17 protein-coding genes and 1 tRNA gene are annotated in these 17,472 nt (G+C 65.5%); 9 read left to right on the forward strand and 9 right to left on the reverse strand.

Annotated elements, in window-relative coordinates; translation table 11 throughout:
- From A5646_RS06555 to A5646_RS06575, 5 genes are all read left to right on the forward strand, one after another.
- Window positions 1-1,186, forward strand: a 1,186-nt coding sequence (locus A5646_RS06555; protein ID WP_197505135.1) for a CaiB/BaiF CoA-transferase family protein, incomplete at its 5' end; no start/stop codon positions are given.
- A gap of 5 nt (window positions 1,187-1,191) precedes the next feature.
- Window positions 1,192-1,392 carry a ferredoxin gene (locus A5646_RS06560; protein ID WP_066872605.1) on the forward strand — a complete coding sequence of 67 codons (201 nt, stop codon included), beginning with the start codon at window positions 1,192-1,194 and terminating at the stop codon, window positions 1,390-1,392.
- Entirely contained in the window at window positions 1,389-2,504 is a 1,116-nt protein-coding gene (locus A5646_RS06565; RefSeq protein WP_067020710.1) for an NDMA-dependent alcohol dehydrogenase, read from the forward strand. The genes A5646_RS06560 and A5646_RS06565 overlap by 4 nt, the downstream gene beginning before the upstream one ends.
- Before the next feature lie 77 nt (window positions 2,505-2,581).
- The gene (locus A5646_RS06570) at window positions 2,582-2,995 is read left to right on the forward strand and encodes a limonene-1,2-epoxide hydrolase family protein (RefSeq protein WP_066872611.1); all 414 of its coding nucleotides are present in this window, start codon (window positions 2,582-2,584) and stop codon (window positions 2,993-2,995) included.
- 43 nt (window positions 2,996-3,038) lie between these two features.
- Window positions 3,039-3,434, forward strand: a complete 396-nt coding sequence (locus tag A5646_RS06575) for a nitroreductase family deazaflavin-dependent oxidoreductase (protein ID WP_067020714.1) — start codon at window positions 3,039-3,041, stop codon at window positions 3,432-3,434.
- A gap of 195 nt (window positions 3,435-3,629) precedes the next feature.
- On the opposite strand, the gene A5646_RS06580 is transcribed toward A5646_RS06575, so the two are convergent.
- From A5646_RS06580 to A5646_RS06605, 6 genes are all read right to left on the reverse strand, one after another.
- Window positions 3,630-3,703 (reverse strand) — tRNA-Ile (locus A5646_RS06580).
- A 137-nt stretch (window positions 3,704-3,840) separates the two neighbouring features.
- Window positions 3,841-4,188 (reverse strand): hypothetical protein, encoded by a 348-nt coding sequence (locus tag A5646_RS06585; protein WP_066872647.1) that lies wholly within the window; start codon window positions 4,186-4,188, stop codon window positions 3,841-3,843.
- Between the two features lie 395 nt (window positions 4,189-4,583).
- The gene (locus tag A5646_RS06590) at window positions 4,584-5,006 is read right to left on the reverse strand and encodes a hypothetical protein (protein ID WP_066872617.1); all 423 of its coding nucleotides are present in this window, start codon (window positions 5,004-5,006) and stop codon (window positions 4,584-4,586) included.
- A 389-nt stretch (window positions 5,007-5,395) separates the two neighbouring features.
- Window positions 5,396-6,262 (reverse strand): carboxymuconolactone decarboxylase family protein, encoded by an 867-nt coding sequence (locus A5646_RS06595; RefSeq protein WP_067020716.1) that lies wholly within the window; start codon window positions 6,260-6,262, stop codon window positions 5,396-5,398.
- Window positions 6,263-6,302: 40 nt separating this feature from the next.
- The gene (locus A5646_RS06600; protein ID WP_066880831.1) at window positions 6,303-7,676 is read right to left on the reverse strand and encodes a TldD/PmbA family protein; all 1,374 of its coding nucleotides are present in this window, start codon (window positions 7,674-7,676) and stop codon (window positions 6,303-6,305) included.
- Complete coding sequence (locus A5646_RS06605; protein ID WP_067020718.1) at window positions 7,673-9,190, reverse strand: TldD/PmbA family protein; 1,518 nt, start codon at window positions 9,188-9,190, stop codon at window positions 7,673-7,675. Before A5646_RS06605 ends, A5646_RS06600 begins: the two co-directional genes overlap by 4 nt.
- Window positions 9,191-9,248: 58 nt before the next feature.
- On the opposite strand from A5646_RS06605, the gene A5646_RS06610 reads away from it, so the two are divergent.
- From A5646_RS06610 to A5646_RS06620, 3 genes are read left to right on the forward strand one after another with little or no spacing between them, the layout of a single operon-like run.
- A complete protein-coding gene (locus A5646_RS06610) occupies window positions 9,249-10,133 on the forward strand; it encodes a carbohydrate ABC transporter permease (protein WP_066880833.1) in 885 nt (294 codons plus the stop codon).
- Window positions 10,120-10,944: a carbohydrate ABC transporter permease gene (locus A5646_RS06615; RefSeq protein WP_067020720.1), complete on the forward strand. Its 825-nt coding sequence runs from the start codon at window positions 10,120-10,122 to the stop codon at window positions 10,942-10,944. Before A5646_RS06610 ends, A5646_RS06615 begins: the two co-directional genes overlap by 14 nt.
- Window positions 10,941-12,281, forward strand: coding sequence for an extracellular solute-binding protein (locus A5646_RS06620; RefSeq protein ID WP_067020723.1), 1,341 nt, complete (start codon window positions 10,941-10,943; stop codon window positions 12,279-12,281). Before A5646_RS06615 ends, A5646_RS06620 begins: the two co-directional genes overlap by 4 nt.
- Before the next feature lie 4 nt (window positions 12,282-12,285).
- Here the strand turns inward: A5646_RS06620 and A5646_RS06625 are convergent, their stop codons facing one another.
- The 3 genes from A5646_RS06625 to A5646_RS06635 form a co-directional block, all read right to left on the reverse strand.
- Window positions 12,286-13,728: an amino acid permease gene (locus tag A5646_RS06625; protein WP_067020725.1), complete on the reverse strand. Its 1,443-nt coding sequence runs from the start codon at window positions 13,726-13,728 to the stop codon at window positions 12,286-12,288.
- Window positions 13,729-13,906: 178 nt separating this feature from the next.
- Window positions 13,907-14,758 carry an energy-coupling factor transporter transmembrane protein EcfT gene (locus A5646_RS06630; RefSeq protein ID WP_067020727.1) on the reverse strand — a complete coding sequence of 284 codons (852 nt, stop codon included), beginning with the start codon at window positions 14,756-14,758 and terminating at the stop codon, window positions 13,907-13,909.
- Complete coding sequence (locus tag A5646_RS06635; RefSeq protein ID WP_082984653.1) at window positions 14,755-16,806, reverse strand: ATP-binding cassette domain-containing protein; 2,052 nt, start codon at window positions 16,804-16,806, stop codon at window positions 14,755-14,757. The genes A5646_RS06630 and A5646_RS06635 overlap by 4 nt, the downstream gene beginning before the upstream one ends.
- Before the next feature lie 115 nt (window positions 16,807-16,921).
- Here A5646_RS06635 and A5646_RS06640 point away from each other — a divergent pair, with 115 nt between their 5' ends.
- On the forward strand, window positions 16,922-17,410 hold the full coding sequence (locus A5646_RS06640; RefSeq protein WP_066872644.1) for a MarR family winged helix-turn-helix transcriptional regulator: 489 nt from the start codon (window positions 16,922-16,924) through the stop codon (window positions 17,408-17,410).
- Window positions 17,411-17,472 lie beyond the last annotated feature (62 nt).

A 17,472-nucleotide genomic window follows, 5' to 3' on the forward strand; every position in this document is an offset into this window, starting at 1 on the left:
GTGGGCGGGTCCCTCCTCCACCCACATTCTCGCCGCGCTGGGCGCTGAGGTCATTCACCTGGAGTCGACAGACCACCCTGACGGCGCACGGATGGCGGCCGCGGCGTTCGCCGCCCAACCTCAGTGGTGGGAGCGGTCGGGGATGTACTTGGCGACCAACGCCAACAAGCGAGGGCTGACCCTCGACCTGTCTTCCCCCGAAGGCCGGGGGCTGCTTTTCGGCCTTGTCCAATGCTCGGACATTCTGGTCGAGAACTTCTCGCCCCGCGTCTTCGACAATTTCGCCATCACGTGGGAGGCCGTCAGTGAGCACAACCCCCGGATCGTGATGGTCCGCATGCCTGCCTTCGGGCTCGACGGACCGTGGCGCAACAACGTGGGTTTCGCGCAAACCATGGAGCAGATGACCGGAATGGCGTGGGTGACCGGTCACGAGTACGACCAGCCGCGAATCCCCCGAGGCCCGTGTGACCCACTGGCGGGAATGCACTCCGCATTCGCCATGCTGGCAGGACTCCGGCGACGCGACGAAACCGGCCAAGGGTCGCTAATCGAAGTATCGATGGTTGAATCCGCGCTCAACGCCGCCGCCGAGCAGGTTGTCGAATTCACCGCCTACGGGAACCTGATATCGCGATTGGGAAACCGCAGCCGTGACGCCGCCCCACAAGGGCTCTATCCATGCGCGGGAACCGAACGATGGCTGGCGATCTCGGTCGCCACGGACGAGCAGTGGCGCCTACTCAAGTCGGCTCTGCGCGAACCGGACTGGGCAAACGACCCCGCGTTGGACACTCATGACGGGCGCGTGCGGGCACATGATCTGATCGATAAGCACCTCGAGCAATGGGCTGCCCAATACGATTCCACGGCCGCCGCACAGTTACTCGTTGAATGTGGTGTTCCGGCTGCGGATTTGGCAGACGCCAGGGTCGGTTCGATGCACCCTCAGCTGGCGGCACGGGGCTTCTTCGAAAGCCTCGACCATCCCGTCGTGGGACGGCATCACGTGCCGGCGATTCCCTTCAGGTACCGCAGCGTTGAGACGTGGTATCGGTCGGCAGCGCCGACCTTAGGGCAGCACAACGCGAGCATCCTCGGCGACCTACTGGGCCTCGACGCCGCATCGATTGCAGCGCTCACAGAAAAAGGAGTCATCGGGACCAGGCCAGGCGGATTGGATTAGACAACGTGAAACTTCATGTCGACAGGGAAACGTGCCAAGGCCACAGCCGTTGTTATGCGGCGTATCCCGAATTGTTCGACATCGACGACGAAGGGACCGCCTTCGTGATTGTGGAAGATATCCCGTCCGGGTGGGAAGACCGGGCGCACAACGCAATCGCGAACTGCCCGGAGCGTGCCATACATATCCTCGAGGAGTCGCCATGAAGACCAAGGGAGCAGTTCTGTGGGGGCTGAACGAGAGGTGGTCGGTGGAAGAGATCGAACTCGATCCGCCACAGGAAGGCGAGCTACTCGTCGAGTTCGAAGCCACCGGTCTATGCCACTCCGACCACCACATCCGCACCGGCGACATGTTCGGGGTGAGTTTCCCCTTGATAGGTGGGCACGAAGGGGCGGGCGTCGTTCACGAGGTTGGTCCGGGAGTCCGCGATCTGGCGGTGGGAGACCACGTGGTCACGTCGTTCCTGCCGGCGTGCGGCCGCTGCCGCTGGTGCGCCACGGGCCGTCAGAACCTCTGTGATTACGGGGCGATCATCCTGGCGGGGGTCCAGGCCGACGGCACCTTCCGGCGCCGAGCCAGAGGACGGGGCATCGGAGCGCTCTCGGGCGTCGGCAGTTTCGCGCAGTGGGGTGTGTTGTCGGAGGCTTCCGTCGTCAAGATCGACGACGATGTGCCGCTGTCGCGCGCATGTCTTCTCGGTTGCGGCATCACCACCGGCTGGGGTTCGGCCGTGAATACCGCCAACGTCAGTCCCGGCGACGTGGTTCTCGTGGTCGGCTGCGGGGGGATCGGCAGCGGTGCCATTCAGGGCGCGCGGCTGGCAGGAGCGGAGCATATCGTCGTGGTGGATATCGAACCGAGCAAGCGCGACAAGGCTTTTGAGTTCGGGGCCACGCACTTTGCCACCTCGATGCAGGAAGCAACCCAGTTAGTTGGTGAGCTCACGCGCGGGATCATGGCCGACTCGGCCATCCTCACGCCAGGTGTCCTCGAAGGCGCGATGATCAACGACGCGCTCAACGCGGTGCGGAAGGGCGGTGCCGTGGTGGCGACCGCCCTGGCATCGATGTCCGACGTGACGCCGACGCTGCCGCTGACGTTGTTCACGCTGTTCCAGAAGCGCCTGCTGGGCAGCCTGTACGGCGAAGCCAACCCGCGGGCCGACATCCCTCGACTGGTCAGCCTCTATCGAAGCGGCAAGCTATTGCTCGACGAAGCCGTCACCACCGAGTACAAGCTCGACGACATCAACGAGGCCTACGACGACATGCTCGCCGGCCGCAACATTCGCGGGGTGATCATCCACGAGCACTGATGTGTCGAAAGGCAGATCCGCATCGTCTTCCAGTCCGCGCAGTTGATTCACCTACTCGCAGCGAAAGGATTCATTTCATGTCTTCGCCAGCCGATGTCGTCCGCCACTTTTGCGCTTTGATGGAGACGCGAGACGCCGAAGCGTTACGTCCCCTCCTCGCCGAAGGGGCCGTCTATCAGAACGTGGGAATGCCTGCCTTCACCGGACCGGACGCCATCGTGGAGAACCTGGCGGCCCAGTTCGCTATGTTCCCGGACGCCTACGCCTTCGAGATCGTGAACCTCGCCAGCGAGGGTTCCGTGGTGCTCACCGAACGGCTGGATTACATCCAGACTCCCGATGGACGCAAGCCGGCCATCCCCGTAATGGGGACCTTCGTCGTCGATGGTGACGGGAAAATCACACGCTGGACCGACTACTTCGACCTGAATCTGACGATCAAGCTGCTTCAAGGCGAGGACATCAGCGCCCTGGTGCCCGCGACCGCATGAGTTGGCGCATCGATGATTCGAACTTAACTGAGGATGAGGAGCCATGCGGGTACCAAGGGCCGTCGCCAAATTCAATCGTCGAGTCACCAATCCAGCGGCTCGGTCGATCGCGCCGTGGCTGCCAGGCCTATGCACACTCGAACATGTCGGACGCAAATCAGGCAGGCGTTATCGAACGCCGCTGTTGGTTTTCCCCACACCCGACGGCGTCGTCGTCCTCATCGGGTACGGGCTGCATTCGGACTGGGTGAAGAATGTTCTGGCCGGCGGACAGGCGGTATTGCACAGGCGCGGCAGTAGTATCGCCCTGGTCAATCCTCGTCTGGTGAGTAAGGCGGAGGGCGCAGCAATCGTTTCGGGGCCATCAGGGATGTTCTACCGCCTGTTTCCGTACAACCAAGCGGCGATGGTGTTGACCAAGGCCGATTCCACGCACTGACTTCGGGATCACAACTACCCAGTCCAGACACCGGCCGGTGCGGTGCCCCAATACCGACGCGAACGCCGCAGCTCCAAAAGGCTCGCGGGGAGCGTTGAGGATCAACCGAAACAACTGTCAAGCATCAGCCGAAACACTGTCAGGCATCACCCGAAGGCAAAATGTCGCATCACCCGACGTCATACAGGTGGTAAGTGGGGCGGGCGGGGCTCGAACCCGCGACCAACGGATTATGAGTCCGCGGCTCTAACCAACTGAGCTACCGCCCCGACGGGATAGTTCCGTAGGAAACCGTAGCTGAAGACCGAAGCCGGCGTTCGTCGGGCAGCCGGCGCTTAGCCGACGCGCTCGGTGGGCGCCCCGTTGGGGGAACGCCCACCGGCACGGCACCTTTATGTCCCCGAGATTAAGCGGGCCCAGGCCCTTGCTGCCCGGCTTGAGCCTTGATTTTGGGAATCAGCTCAGGCGCGTAGACGAAGATCGCCGACTCCACTTCCCATTCGGCCTGGGCCTGACTCATCGGCGTCGTCCGGGTGATCATGTTGATCAGTTCCTGGCCCTCGCCGTACGGGTTGGGGTTGGCGCGAACCTGATCGGCGAACCAACGGCCCTCGGCGGCCTCATGGCAATCGCTGTAGTCGGCGTTGTGCACCATCTTGTTCTGCGCCAGCAGTTTGACGTACTGGTCGTCGGCGGGAGTCAAATTGCAGGCCGCCGCAGCCCGCGGCGCTGACACCACAGCACCACCGAACATCGCGGCTCCCAGCGCAATGCCGGCAGCCCCCGCCGCCAGCACCTGCACGCGCGATCGTGTCGTTGCCACTTCTGTCGAACCCCCTTATCACGGAATTTGCTAGCTTTTCTTTCGCGGCAACGATTGGGTACCACCGGTAAACAGCGCGACAAACGACGATCTCTGCAAACAGCTCGTGAACAGCGCCTAGCTAAAATGACTGTGCGAGAAACTATTCAGGTCCAAACAAGTAACGCGGCGAACCCAAGGCGAGCAGCCTCTTGCAGGTGCTGCCGGGGCTTACCGTCAACGGCGCCGTCGAGTTAGCCGACTAAACCGAAAGCGGCCGGAGGGCTAAGCCCTCACGACCGCTTGGAGTTGAAAACTCATAAGGGATTGCGCAGCAATAGCTCTCGCTAAGCGGTCGGCCAGTTCGCCTTCGCGGCTTGGTCTTTGATCTTCGGGATCAGGTCCGGCGCGTAGACGTAGATGGCCGACTCGACCTCCCACTCGGCCTGGGCCTGAGTCAACGGCGTGGTACTGGTGATCATGTTGACCAACTCTTGGCCCTCACCGAACGGATTGGGGTTGGACCGAACCTGGTCGGCGAACCAACGGCCCTCGGCGGCCTCGTGGCAGTCGCTGTAATCGGCGTTGTGCACCATTTTGTTCTGCGCGAGCAGGTTGATGTACTGGTCGTCGGCCGGAGTCAGATTGCAGGTAGCCGACGCTTGCGGAGCTGACAGGACGGCGCTACCGAGCATCGAAGCGCCCAGCGCTACGCCGGCAGCCCAGACCGATGACACTCGAACGCGCGAGCGCGTACCGGTGGTTGTCATTTCCGAACCTCCCTCTGCGCGGGAACGCAGTCGTTCCGACGCGACCAAGCTAGAAATCCTGCAAAACAACTGACACGGAAAGCCACCCGGACCGCGGGCCACTGACGCACGATCCATGGCCATCCGGCTCGGGCCACGCTGCCATCTCGTCACCGTCACATATTTGTTCACATAAGTCTCAGTGACCGCGCTTAAGTTAGCGAATGAGCCCCGCACACAGCGGAAACGTACGCTTGCGCGTCCGTGTACGAATGGTTAACATTTCGTGCTCTTGGCGCCGGGCAGGCGGACCAACCGACCGCTCGACCACGTCGTCCCTCTCACGCCAGCGGACGACGTCGCCGGCTCGACAGCTAAGGCCCTAGCGGCTCGGCTGGCGCCGACAGATATCAGCTAAATACCGTCTGGCCGTCCGCGTCGAGCAAGTACCGCTCGGTCCCGTTTTCGACCCGGGGAGCGTCTGCGCCCAATGACACGGCCACCTTGTTGCTGGCATTGCGCATGATGTCGAAGGTGAGCTCGACGGCCTCCACCTCGGAGAACCGTGAGCGCACCTCGACGACATCGTCGGCGACGAGGTGCGCAGGGGTCCAAATTAACCCATCGGCGTACAGCAGCGCTGCTTTAGCGCGGTCGTCGAGCAAACTCGACGATTCGTAGTGCTCGATCTCCTCATACAAGGTCTCCGAACCGCCGGCATCGAGCGCGCCGCCCTCGCGAAGCGAATTGCATAACCGGCAACTGTGCTGGGCCGCCCCGCGCAACCGGACCAATTCGGAGGTGACCGGGTCGAGCGCACGCATTCGCGCCACCGCGATTAAAAAGTCATTGAACACGAGATCCGCCGGATCGGTCGTGTGATCCCAGCTGATCGGGCCGTCCACCCAGCCCAGATATGGCGCACCGAACCCGAGCGCCTCCAGTCCCGCCCGCACCCGGGGGATGAAGTCGGCGATGTACATCTGCACGACGACGCCAAAGGTGGCCTCCCCGAGTTGCTTCCACAACCGTGATCGCTGCTCGGCGGTGATCGACGAGACGTCGGCGCTGAATTGTTCGGCGAATTCGGCGACGGCGGCCTCCGCCTCCGATTCCGGCTCGCCCACTTCGACGCTGGCGGGCAACGGTGGCAGCGACATTGTCTGCGCACACACCCGGCGGACTAACGCCACGAGGCGACCAGGAGCCGGGGACCCGGGAAACAACGCCACCAGCCGGGTGAGCTGGTCTTCTCGAACCGAAACCGGGGCCGCCATTCGTCACACGCTAGAACGCGTGCCGCCCGGCGGCAACGGATTACCGGGCCTGGCTCACCGAGGACATGTGGAAGTCCGGTATCCGCAGCGACGGCATGGCGGCGCGGGTGGCCCAGTCGCCCCATTCACGCGGCAGCGTCTTTTCGCTGACGCCGGCCTCGGTGGCCCGTCGCAGGAGGTCCAACGGACTCTCGTTGAACCGGAAGTTGTTGACCGCAGCGGTCACCTGGCCGTCCTCGATGAGATAGACGCCGTCACGGGTCAGGCCGGTGAACAACAAGGTGGTGGGGTCGACGACACGGATGTACCACAGCGTCGTCAGCAGCAGGCCCCGCTCGGTGGCCGCGATCATGTCGTCCTGACTGGCCGTGCCGCCGGTCATCACCAGGTTGTCGGCGGCCACCGCGACGTCGACGTCGTATTTGGCGGCCGTGGCCCGCGGATAGGCCAACGCGTTGATCACCCCCTCGCGGATCCAGTCCACCTGGGTGATCGCCATGCCGTTGTCGAACGCCGACACCGTCTCCGAGGAACTGCTCACCGCGACGAACGGCGTGCAGGCCAGGCCGGGCGCCATCGGATCGGAGAACAGCGTCAGCGGCAGGTCGGTGAGCCGCTCCCCCACCCGGGTTCCGCCGCCGGGCGCCGAAAACGCGGTCCGGCCCTCCTGGGCGCCGCGACCGGCCATCGACCACGCCATGTAGATCATCATGTCGGCCACCGTGGACGGCGGCATGATCGTCTCGTAGCGCCCGGCCGGCAGTTCGACGCTGCGCTGCGCCCAGCCCAGCCGGGTCGACAGCTGTTCGAGCAGCGAATCGGTTGGCACATCGACGAAGTCGGGTGTGCCGACGCCCGCCCAGGCGCTGGCGTCGCCGCGTTTGGCGTTGATCTCCACCGCACCGGTGGGTTGGGTGAACCGCCGCCGCAAGCCGGTCGATGATGCCAGGAACGTCGTCGAAACACTGTGGTGGGCAAAGCCGTACAGCCGATCCTCGCCGCGGAAGCCACGGCTCAGCGAGTCGGCGACGTCGGAGAAAATCAGGGGACCGGTGCCGGGCACCGGCGCGTCCCAATCGACGGGCACCCCGCTGTCGGCGAGCAGCGGCGCCGCATCGCCGGCCTCCGGCGCCGCGCCGGCCGCCTCCTGCGACGCCGCCACCAGCCCGGGCAGCACCCGCGGATCGGCCTCGGCGGACACCACCGTGCCGATGCGCGCGATCGACCCGCGACGCACCACGGAAATCACGGTCACGCTGCGGCTCACCGAAACCCCGTTGGTGGTCATCGAATTGCCCGCCCAGCGCAGGGTCGCCTCGACCTTGTCGGTGACCAGCACCATGGTCTCGTCGGCGCGGCCGAGCTTGGCCGCCTCGTCCAGCACGATGTTGACGACATGCTGCGGGGTGATCATCGGCCGCCCTCGGTCCGGGTGTTGAGCACGTTGACCCCGCGGAACAACGCCGACGGGCAGCCGTGGCTGACCGCCGCGATCTGCCCGGGCTGGGCCTTGCCGCAGTTGAACGCCCCGCCCAGCCGCCACGTCGACGCGCCGCCCACGGCTTCCATCGAATTCCAGAAGTCGGTCGTGGTGGCCTGGTAGGCGACGTCGCGCAGCTGGCCGTCGAGGCGGCCGTCACGAATCCGGAAGAACCGCTGGCCGGTGAACTGAAAGTTGTACCGCTGCATGTCGATTGACCACGATTTGTCGCCGACGATGTAGATGCCGTCCTCGACCCGGCCGATCAGGTCGTCGGTGCTGATGTCCTCTGGTGCCGGCTGCAAGGACACGTTGGCCATGCGCTGGATCGGTACGTGATGCGGCGAATCGGCATACGAACACCCGTTGGACCGCGGCTGCCCCAGTCGCCGCGCGAAGACCCGATCGAGCTGATAGCCGGTGAAGATCCCGTCGCGCACCAGGTCCCAGCTCTGCGCGGCCACCCCCTCGTCGTCGTAACCGATGGTGGCCAAGCCGAATTCGAGGGTGCGGTCGGCTGTCACGTTCATCACCGGCGAGCCGTACCGCATGGTGCCCAGCTTGTCCGGCGTGGCGAACGACGTCCCGGCGTAGGCGGCCTCGTAGCCGATAGCGCGGTCGTATTCGGTGGCGTGCCCGATGGATTCGTGAATCGTCAGCCACAGGTTGCTCGGATCGATCACCAGGTCCTTGGGCCCGGGAACAACGCTGGGCGCCTTGATCTTTTCGGTCAGCAACGACGGCAGCTGCGCCAGCTCGTCGGTCCAATTCCACACCTCGTCGCCCGCGAGGACCTCCCAGCCCCGCCCCATCGGCGGGGCCAGCGTGCGCATGGAATCGAAGCTGCCGGCTGCGGGGTCGACGGTCACCGCCTCCAGTGAGGGCAGCACCCGCACCCGCTGCTGGGTGATCGAGGAGCCGAAGGTGTCGGCGTAGAAGGTCTGCTCCTTGACGGCCGTCAGCAGCGCCGACACGTGATTGATGCCGTCGGCGCTCAGCAGCCGCCCGGAGTAGTCCTCCAGCACGGCGATCTTGTCGGTGGTCGAGATGTCGAACGGGTCGATCCGGTAGTTCGACACCCAGGCCGCGTCCGCGTAGACCGGTTCGGGCGCCAGCTCGACGCGCTCGCTGCTCAGCGTCGCCAGCGTGGTGGCCACATGCACCGCGCGCCGGGCGGTCTCGGCGGCCACCGCCGGCACCAGCTCCGCGTGCGAGGCGAATCCCCAGGTGCCGTCGACGATCACCCGCACCGCCAGGCCGACCTCACGGTTGATCACCGCGGTCTCCAGCTCGCCGTCGCGCAGCTGGATGATCTCGGTGATGATGCGGTGAACCCGCAGGTCGGCGTGCGTGGCCCCGGCCGCTTTGGCCGCCGAGAGCGCGGCTTCGGCCAGATCGTGGCGCGGCAGGTCCAGGAAGTCGGCATCGATCCCCCGGTTCGGTGTCACGGCTCCACCGTAACGGCCGCTCACCCCAAACCGCGGCGGCGCCCGCTTTAATTAGCCCATGGCCGGCGCGGTACGCGGGATTGTCCCTCGATCCACCGCCCTGGGCTACGCGTTGCTGGCGCCCAGTCTGTTCGGCGTGCTCGCCTTTCTGCTGCTGCCCATCCTGGTGGTGCTCTGGCTGAGCCTGTGCCGATGGGATCTGCTGGGCCCGCTGCACTTCGTCGGCCTGTCCAATTGGCGGTCGGTGCTGACCGACGCGGGCTTCGGCAACTCCCTGATCGTCACGATCGTGTTCGTGGCCATCGTGGTGCCGGCGCAGACCGCGCTGGGACTGCTGGCCGCCACCATGCTGGCCCGCCAGCTCCCCGGCACCGGGCTGTTTCGCACCCTGTATGTGCTGCCGTGGATTTGCGCTCCGCTGGCCATCGCGGTGCTGTGGCGGTGGATTTTGGCCCCCACCGACGGCGCCGTGAGCACGGTGCTGGGACACAGCATCGAATGGTTGTCGGATCCCAGCTTCGCGCTGCCGCTGGTGTCGGCCGTGGTGGTGTGGACCAACGTCGGCTACGTTTCGTTGTCGTTCCTGGCGGGGCTGCTGGCCATCCCCGACGAGATCCACGCCGCCGCCCGCACCGACGGCGCCACCGCGTGGCAGCGGTTCTGGCGCATCACCATGCCCATGCTGCGCCCCACGACCTTCTTTGTACTGGTGACCGGGATCGTCAGCGCCGCACAGGTTTTCGACATGGTGTACGCACTGACCGGCGGCGGACCGGCCGGCAGCACCGACCTGGTGGCCCATCGCATCTACGCCGAGGCGTTCGGCTCGGCGGCCATCGGCCGGGCGTCGGTGATGGCCGTGGTGCTGTTCGTGATCCTGATCGGCGTCACCCTGGTCCAGCATCTGTATTTTCGGCGACGGATCAGCTATGACCTCACCTAGTCGACCCACGAATGTGGTGATCTACGCCGGGCTTTCGCTGGGTGCGTTGATCACGCTGGCGCCGTTCGCCCTTGGACTGATGACGTCGTTCACCTCCGCGCATCAATTCGTCACGGGCACGCCGTTGCAGCTGCCGCGACCACCCACGCTGGCCAATTTCGCCGACCTGGCCGGGGCCGGGTTCGGCCGGGCGGCCGCGGTGACGGCGTTGATGACGGCGGTAATCCTGGTGGGCCAGTTGACCTTCTCCGTGCTCGCGGCATACGCCTTCGCACGGTTGCAGTTCCCCGGGCGTGACGCGCTGTTCTGGGTGTACATCGCGACGTTGATGGTGCCCGCGACGGTCACGGTGGTGCCGATGTATCTCATGATGGCCCAGCTCGGCCTGCGCAACACGTTCTGGGCGTTGGTGTTGCCCTTCATGTTCGGCTCGCCCTACGCGATCTTCTTGCTGCGCGAGCACTTTCGGATCATCCCGAACGACTTGATCAACGCGGCCCGGCTGGACGGGGCCAACACGTTGGACGTGATCGTGCATGTGGTGATCCCGTCGAGTCGCCCGGTCCTGGCGGCGCTAGCGTTGATCACGGTGGTCTCGCAGTGGAATAACTTCATGTGGCCGTTGGTGATCACCAGCGGGCATAAGTGGCGGGTGCTCACCGTCGCGACGGCCGATCTGCAATCGCGGTTCAATTCCCAGTGGACGCTGGTGATGGCGGCGACGACGCTCGCGATCGCGCCGCTCATTGCCCTGTTCGTCGTGTTCCAGCGCCACATCGTCGCCTCGATCGTCGTCTCGGGACTGAAGTGACCCGGCCCCGCTTTTCCACCCTGGCCGCGGCCGCGGTCGCGCTCGTCGCGGTGCTGCTGGCCGCGGCGGCGGTGTTGCTGGATTACGCCGGCCAACCCCACGGCGGCAAGACGGTCGTCACGGTGCGGATCTGGGGCGACCAGATCGGCGCGGCCTACCGAGAATCGTTCCAGGCCTTCACCCGCACCCACCCCGACATCGACGTGCACCTCAACCTGGTGGCCTATTCCACCTACTTCAACACCCTGCGCACCGACGTGGCCGGCGGCAGCGCCGACGACATCTTCTGGCTGTCCAACGCCTACCTGGCGGCGTACGCCGACAGCGGCCGCCTGCTGAACATCGGCGAAGCGCTCGGGCCGCAGGCCGCCTCGGATTGGGAGCGTCCCGTCGTCGAGCAGTTCACCCGCAACGGCACGTTGTGGGGAGTGCCGCAGCTGACCGATGCGGGAATCGCGTTGTATTACAACGCCGACCTGCTCGCCGCGGCCGGCGTCGATCCCGCCGCCCTGAACACCCTGCGGTGGGGTCCCGACGGGAACGACACTTTGCGCCCCCTGCTCGGCAGGCTCACCGTCGACGCCGACGGAAACCGCGGCGACACACCACGATTCGATTCGGGACGGGTGCGGCAATGGGCATACAACGCGGCCAACGACCCGCAGGGCATCTACCTGAACTACATCGGCTCGGCCGGCGGCGTCTTCCAACGCGGCGACACGTTCGCGTTCGCCAACCCCGCCGCCGTGGCGGCCTTCCGGTATCTGGTCGACCTGATCAACCGCGACCACGTCGCGCCGCCCGCCGCCGACACCAACGACAACGGCGACTTCTCCCGCAACCAGTTCCTGGCCGGCAGGATGGCGCTGTTCCAGTCCGGCACCTACAACCTGGCGCCGGTGGCCCGCGATGCCCAATTCCACTGGGGGGTGGCGATGATGCCCGCTGGCCCGGTGGGCCGGGTCAGCGTCACCAACGGCATTGCCGCGGCGGGCAATGCGGCAACGAAGCATCCCGACGCGGTGCGCCAGGTGCTGGCCTGGATGGGCAGCAGGCAGGGCAACGAATTTCTGGGCCGCTACGGTGCGGCCATCCCCGCGGTGTCCTCGGCGCAACCGGTCTACTTCCGGTACTGGGCCGCCAGGGGGGTGGACGTCACGCCGTTCTTCGCCGTGCTGAACGGTCCGCGCATCGCGGCCCCCGGCGGTGCGGGCTTTGCCGCCGGCAACGACGCGCTGCAGCCGTATTTCGACGAAATGTTCTTGGGCCGCGGCGATGTGGCGACGACGCTGCAGCGGGCTCAGGCGGCGGCGAACACCGCCGCCGCGCGCCAGTGAGGGCCTAGATCGCTTCCGAAGAAGCGGGGTCGTTGAGCGCGCTGTGGTGGCGGCCCCAGACGAAGTAGAAGACCAGCGCCAGTAACACCCAGCCGCTGAACGCGATCCAGGTGTACCAGTGCAAGCTGGCCAGGATGTACCCGCAGGCCGCCACCGAAAGGACCGGTGTGACGGGATAACCCGGGACCTTGAACCCCCTTGGCAGGTCGGGCTCGCGTACCCGCAAGACGATCACTCCGACGGATACCACGACGAACGCGGTGAGCGTGCCGATCGACACCATGTCGGCCAGCTTCTGCAGCGGAATGAAGGCGGCCAGGGCGGAGGCCACGATGGCGACGATCACCGTGTTGTTCACCGGGGTCATGGTGCGCGCGTTCACCGTCGCGAACCGCGCGGGCAACAAGCCGTCACGGCCCATGGCGAACAGGATGCGGGTCAGCCCGTACATGGTGACCAGTGTGACGCTGAAGATCGAAATGACCGCTCCGGCAGCCAGAATCGTGCTGGCCCAGCCGCCGTGGGTGACGTTGTCAAGAATCGTCGCGAGCCCGGCTTCCTGCTGGCCGGCGAAGTTCTGCCAGGGCTGGGTGCCCAGCGCGGCCAGCGCCACGAAAACGTAGACGCCGGTGACGGTCAGCAATGCACCGATGAGTGCGCGCGGCATGGTCTGCTGCGGGTTCTTCACCTCGTCGCCGGCGGTGGACACCGCGTCCAGGCCGATATAGGAGAAGAAGATGGTGCCGGCCGCCGAGCCGATGCCGGAAACACCGAAGGGCGCGAAGTCACGCAGATGGCTCGCGTCGAACGCCGTGAACGCGACAACACCGAAGACGACGAGCACGCCGAGTTTGATCATCACCATGATCGCGTTGACCTTGGCCGACTCGCTGGCGCCGCGGACGAGTAACAACGCGCACAAGACGATCAGCACGACCGCCGGTACGTTCAGATAGCCGGGTTGCGCATCCCACGGCGCGGCCGAAACGGCTTGCGGCAGTTGGAATCCCAGGACGTTGCTCAGCAGCTTGTTCAGGTAGCCGCTCCAGTTGACTGCGACCGCGGCGGTCGCCACGCCGTATTCCAGCAGCAGGCAGGCCGCCACGGCCACGGCCACGACCTCCCCCAGCGTGGTGTAGGCGTAGGAATACGACGATCCCGAAACAGGCACCGCCGAAGCCAATTCGGCGTAGCAGACCGCGGCGAGGCCGGCGGCGAGGCCGGCGAGCAGGAAGGAGACGATCACCCCCGGGCCGGCCTCGGGGACTGCCTGCGACATGACGAAGAAGATCCCGGTGCCGATCGTCGAGCCGACCCCGAACATGGTCAGCTGGAAGGTGCCGATGCCGCGCTTGAGGTGGTCCGCGGCCCCTGGCGCGACGTGTGCACCCGTCACGGGGCGGCGCCGGAGCATCTGCTGCTTGAGGCTGATCGTCGTGGCTGGCAAGTGCCCCTCCTGTGGCCGGATCAGCTGATTATGAAGCAGCCCGTCGCAACGGCGTCGAACCTTCGGTGTCTTTCATCAGCGCGCGGCGCCGATCGACCCGGCATTGCGAGCGCAGGCACATGTGTGGTCGACGTTGTCAACCAACAGTATTTCGCTGCGTCTCGGTCTACTCTGACAATCAACCCGAGTGCATCACTAGGGTCTCGATCGCCACTCCGGCGCCACCGACCAGCACAGCTATCACTAGTGTCAACCAGTCCGCCAGTCTCGGTCGTGCCGGGCTGGCGGATAGCTGACCGATCCCGCCGCGGGCCGTAATCGCATCGCCCATCTCGTCAGCGCGGCGGAGAGTAACGACGATGGCAGCCGCCATCAGGTCGATCATGCCCCGACTCTGCTGCCGAACCCGCGCCTTGCGCCCCGGCGGTATGCGGTTGGGCCGCAGCATACGAGCGGCGTAGAGCACGTGAAATTCATCGAGCAACATCGGGAAGGCCCGAAGCGCAAGGGCTAACGCGACCGCCCACTCGTCGATCGGGATGCGCAGCAGTTTCAGCGGCCGGCCCAGCGTGGTCAGAGCAGGAGCGATTTCGGCAACGTTAGTCGTCCACGACACCATCGCTCCCAAGCCCAGCAGTACGACCGAAAGTGCGGTGATCCTCAGGAAGTTCAACGCTCCACCAAGGCCGACGTTCAATCCGCCCACCGGCACGTTGGGAGTCCCACCTGCCAGCGCCGCGGTCACGAAGCCCAGCGCGAGAAGGGCCCACAGCCATCGAGGAATCGACGGCACCGCGCCGCGGGGAATCCGCGCAATCCGCACGGCCGTCATCAGGAGCGCGGCCACCAACCCGATCGTCACCCATCCCGGATAAAACGTCAGCAGCACGGAGACACCAAAGACGACAAGCAGTTTAGTGCCGGCCCATAAGTCGTGGATGGTCGAACGTCCCGGGACCGGGACCAACATCACAACCGAGCGGGAACGGCGCCGGTTCGGATTGGACGCCGCGGTGGAAGTTGTGGTCATGCTCGGTCCCCCACCGCGGCAGTCGGCGACACCGTTTCCAGTGCGCCCTTTTTCAGATGGATCGTTCGCGGGCAAACCTCACTCATTCCGACGAAATCGTGCGAAATGACCACCAGTGTCAGGCCTTTGCGGCGCTGGTCCGCGAGCACTCGCAGCAAGCCGCGCTGACTGGCGGCGTCCAGCCCCGCCAGGGGCTCATCGAGAATCAACACTCGGGGCGAACACGCCAGAAGGCCGGCCAGCACGACACGGCGCATTTGTCCACCGCTGAGTTGGTCGATGCGCCGCCCTCCTAGTGCGGGGTCCAGTCCCACTGCCTCCAGCGCCGCGGCCACCCGACCATGGTCTTGCGGTGAGAATCCGGCCACTGAGGCGAGTTCCAGATTCACGTGGCTGCGCATCAACTGGAGCCGCGCGGTCTGGAACGACAACGCCACCGCGCCGACGTGAGCATAGGTGGGTTCGCCGTCAATGAGGCATGCACCGGTGCTGGGCACGGTCAGTCCAGCCATGATCCACGCGAGTGTCGACTTACCAGATCCGTTGCCGCCGTGGACCAAAAGCCCGTCGCCCTGGTCCACCGCGAAGGTGATATCACGCAGCGCCGTCTTCGCCCAGGGAGTACCACGGTTGTATTCGTGCCCGACGCCGACTACCTCAATCACCGGACGATGCGCGCCCGGACTGACAGCCACGGTTGGCACTGGCGCCGGCGCGATCTCGACCATGCCCGTGTTGTCGGACGAACCGCTGAGGTCGATCGTGCGATCCGCAGATGCAGCTTCGTTGTCGAAGTGGGTGATGTGCACCAGGGCTGTTCGGTGCCGCTCAGGGAGAGCGGACAGCACGTCCAACAACAGTTCCCGGCCCGGCTGGTCGATCATGCTGGTGAACTCGTCGGCAATCAACAGCGACGGTTCTCGGGCTATCGCCGCGGCCAGCGCAAGGCGCTGCAGCTCCCCACCCGACAGGCTGCCGGTGTCGCGTTCCGCGAACCCCTCAAGACCGACTTCGCTCAGCAATGTATCCACATCAACCTTGGTGCCCGGCGGCAGCCCCCACACCACATCGTCGGCAACTCTGGTGCCCAACACCTGGGTCTGCGGGTGCTGGAGCACGAGCGACGTGCCGCCGACCATTCCCAGGCCCACTGCGCCGGGGCGGTGGACGGCACCGGACGTCGGCGACCGGCCCGCCAGAATCAGCGTCAAGGTGGTTTTCCCGGAGCCGTTGGCGCCGATAACCGCGACGTGTTCGCCGACGTTCAGGTCGAGGCTGATTTCACGCAACGCGTCTTGACTGGCGCCCGGGTAGCGAAACCGCACGTCGACCAGCCGCACGGGCACCGGTCCGACCCGGTCATCCGAGCCTGCGGCGCCCTCCGGAGCATCCAATTTGTGCACATCGGGAATGCTGTGCAACCGCTCCAAAAGCCGGGAGAGCACCCACCAGCCGATCAACGATGAGATCATCACCCCGTAGATGACATAGCCGAGCATCAACCACACCCAGTACTGCAACCCGTAGGCAAAAACCCGCTGCACATCAGCGGCGACAGCCTGCAGATGTATTCGCACCAAGAAGGAAGCGGCGCCATCCACGTTGGCGGTCATAACCTGAAAGATCAAGTGCCGCAACCGACTTAGCACTGCCAGCATTGCGACGGTTACGCCGGCGATGGCCACTCCCGCGACAAATGACGAGACCACAACAGTCAGCGCGCCACGCCGCCGGCGTTTGACGAACCCGGTCAACCCGCCGATGTAGGCACAGTTGAGGACCGCCACGAGACTGCCCATGCCTGCGATGAGAAACGTGATCATCCCGCCGGCAACCGTGGCGGCGACGAGCACACGGAGGCGGTAGCGGTAGGCCAACAGCGCCATGGGGACCGTGCCCAGCAACGCCAGTCCCTGAGCGAAGGGAATGACGGTGGCGATGATCGCGATGACCGCGCATAGCGCCCCCATGACAGAGGCCTGCGCCAATTCGGACGGTCGCAGCGGGCCACCCCGATTCCGCAAAGGGGCGGGGGCGGGGGAAGTCACCTCATTGATTGTGCCAGCCCGCAGCACTAAGTCCCGTTATTAGAGGGCGTCACCGGCTGAACCGAAACATAGCGCGTTTTGGCCTCGCTTAGCAAAGCTATGCAACCATGGAGACATGGACAATGTCGTCGATACCGCAAAGCTCGAGGGAGCGCAGGGACTGGGAGCCGATCTGCTCGCCGTGGTCGCGCGGCTCAACCGGCTGGCCACCCAACGCATCCAAATGCCGCTGCCCGCAGCGCAGGCCAGGCTGCTGGCCACCATCGAAGCTCACGGCGAAGCCCGAATCGGTGACCTGGCCTCGGTCGATCATTGCTCGCAACCGACGATGACCACGCAGGTGCGCCGGCTCGAGGAGGCGGGCCTGGTCACCCGGATGGTCGACCCAGGAGATGCGCGTGCGGTCCGGATCCGGATCACGGCCGAGGGCAGGCGCACGCTCAACGCGGTCCGGGCCGACCGCGCCGCCGCGATCGAACCGCAATTGGCGCTGCTCGACTCCGCGGACCGTCAGGTGCTGATGCAAGCGGTCGAGGTGTTGCGCAGGCTGCTCGACAACGCGTCGCTGGCCACCTCCCTGGCGGGCCGGCGTAACACGCTGTGAACGACGCGACGCTGGATGGCGCTCGGTCGGGGGTAGACACTTAAGCGAGCGCGGCGACCGGC

The sequence above is a fragment of the Mycobacterium sp. 1245499.0 genome (genome assembly GCF_001673615.1).
GTDB classification, from domain to species: domain Bacteria; phylum Actinomycetota; class Actinomycetes; order Mycobacteriales; family Mycobacteriaceae; genus Mycobacterium; species Mycobacterium europaeum_A.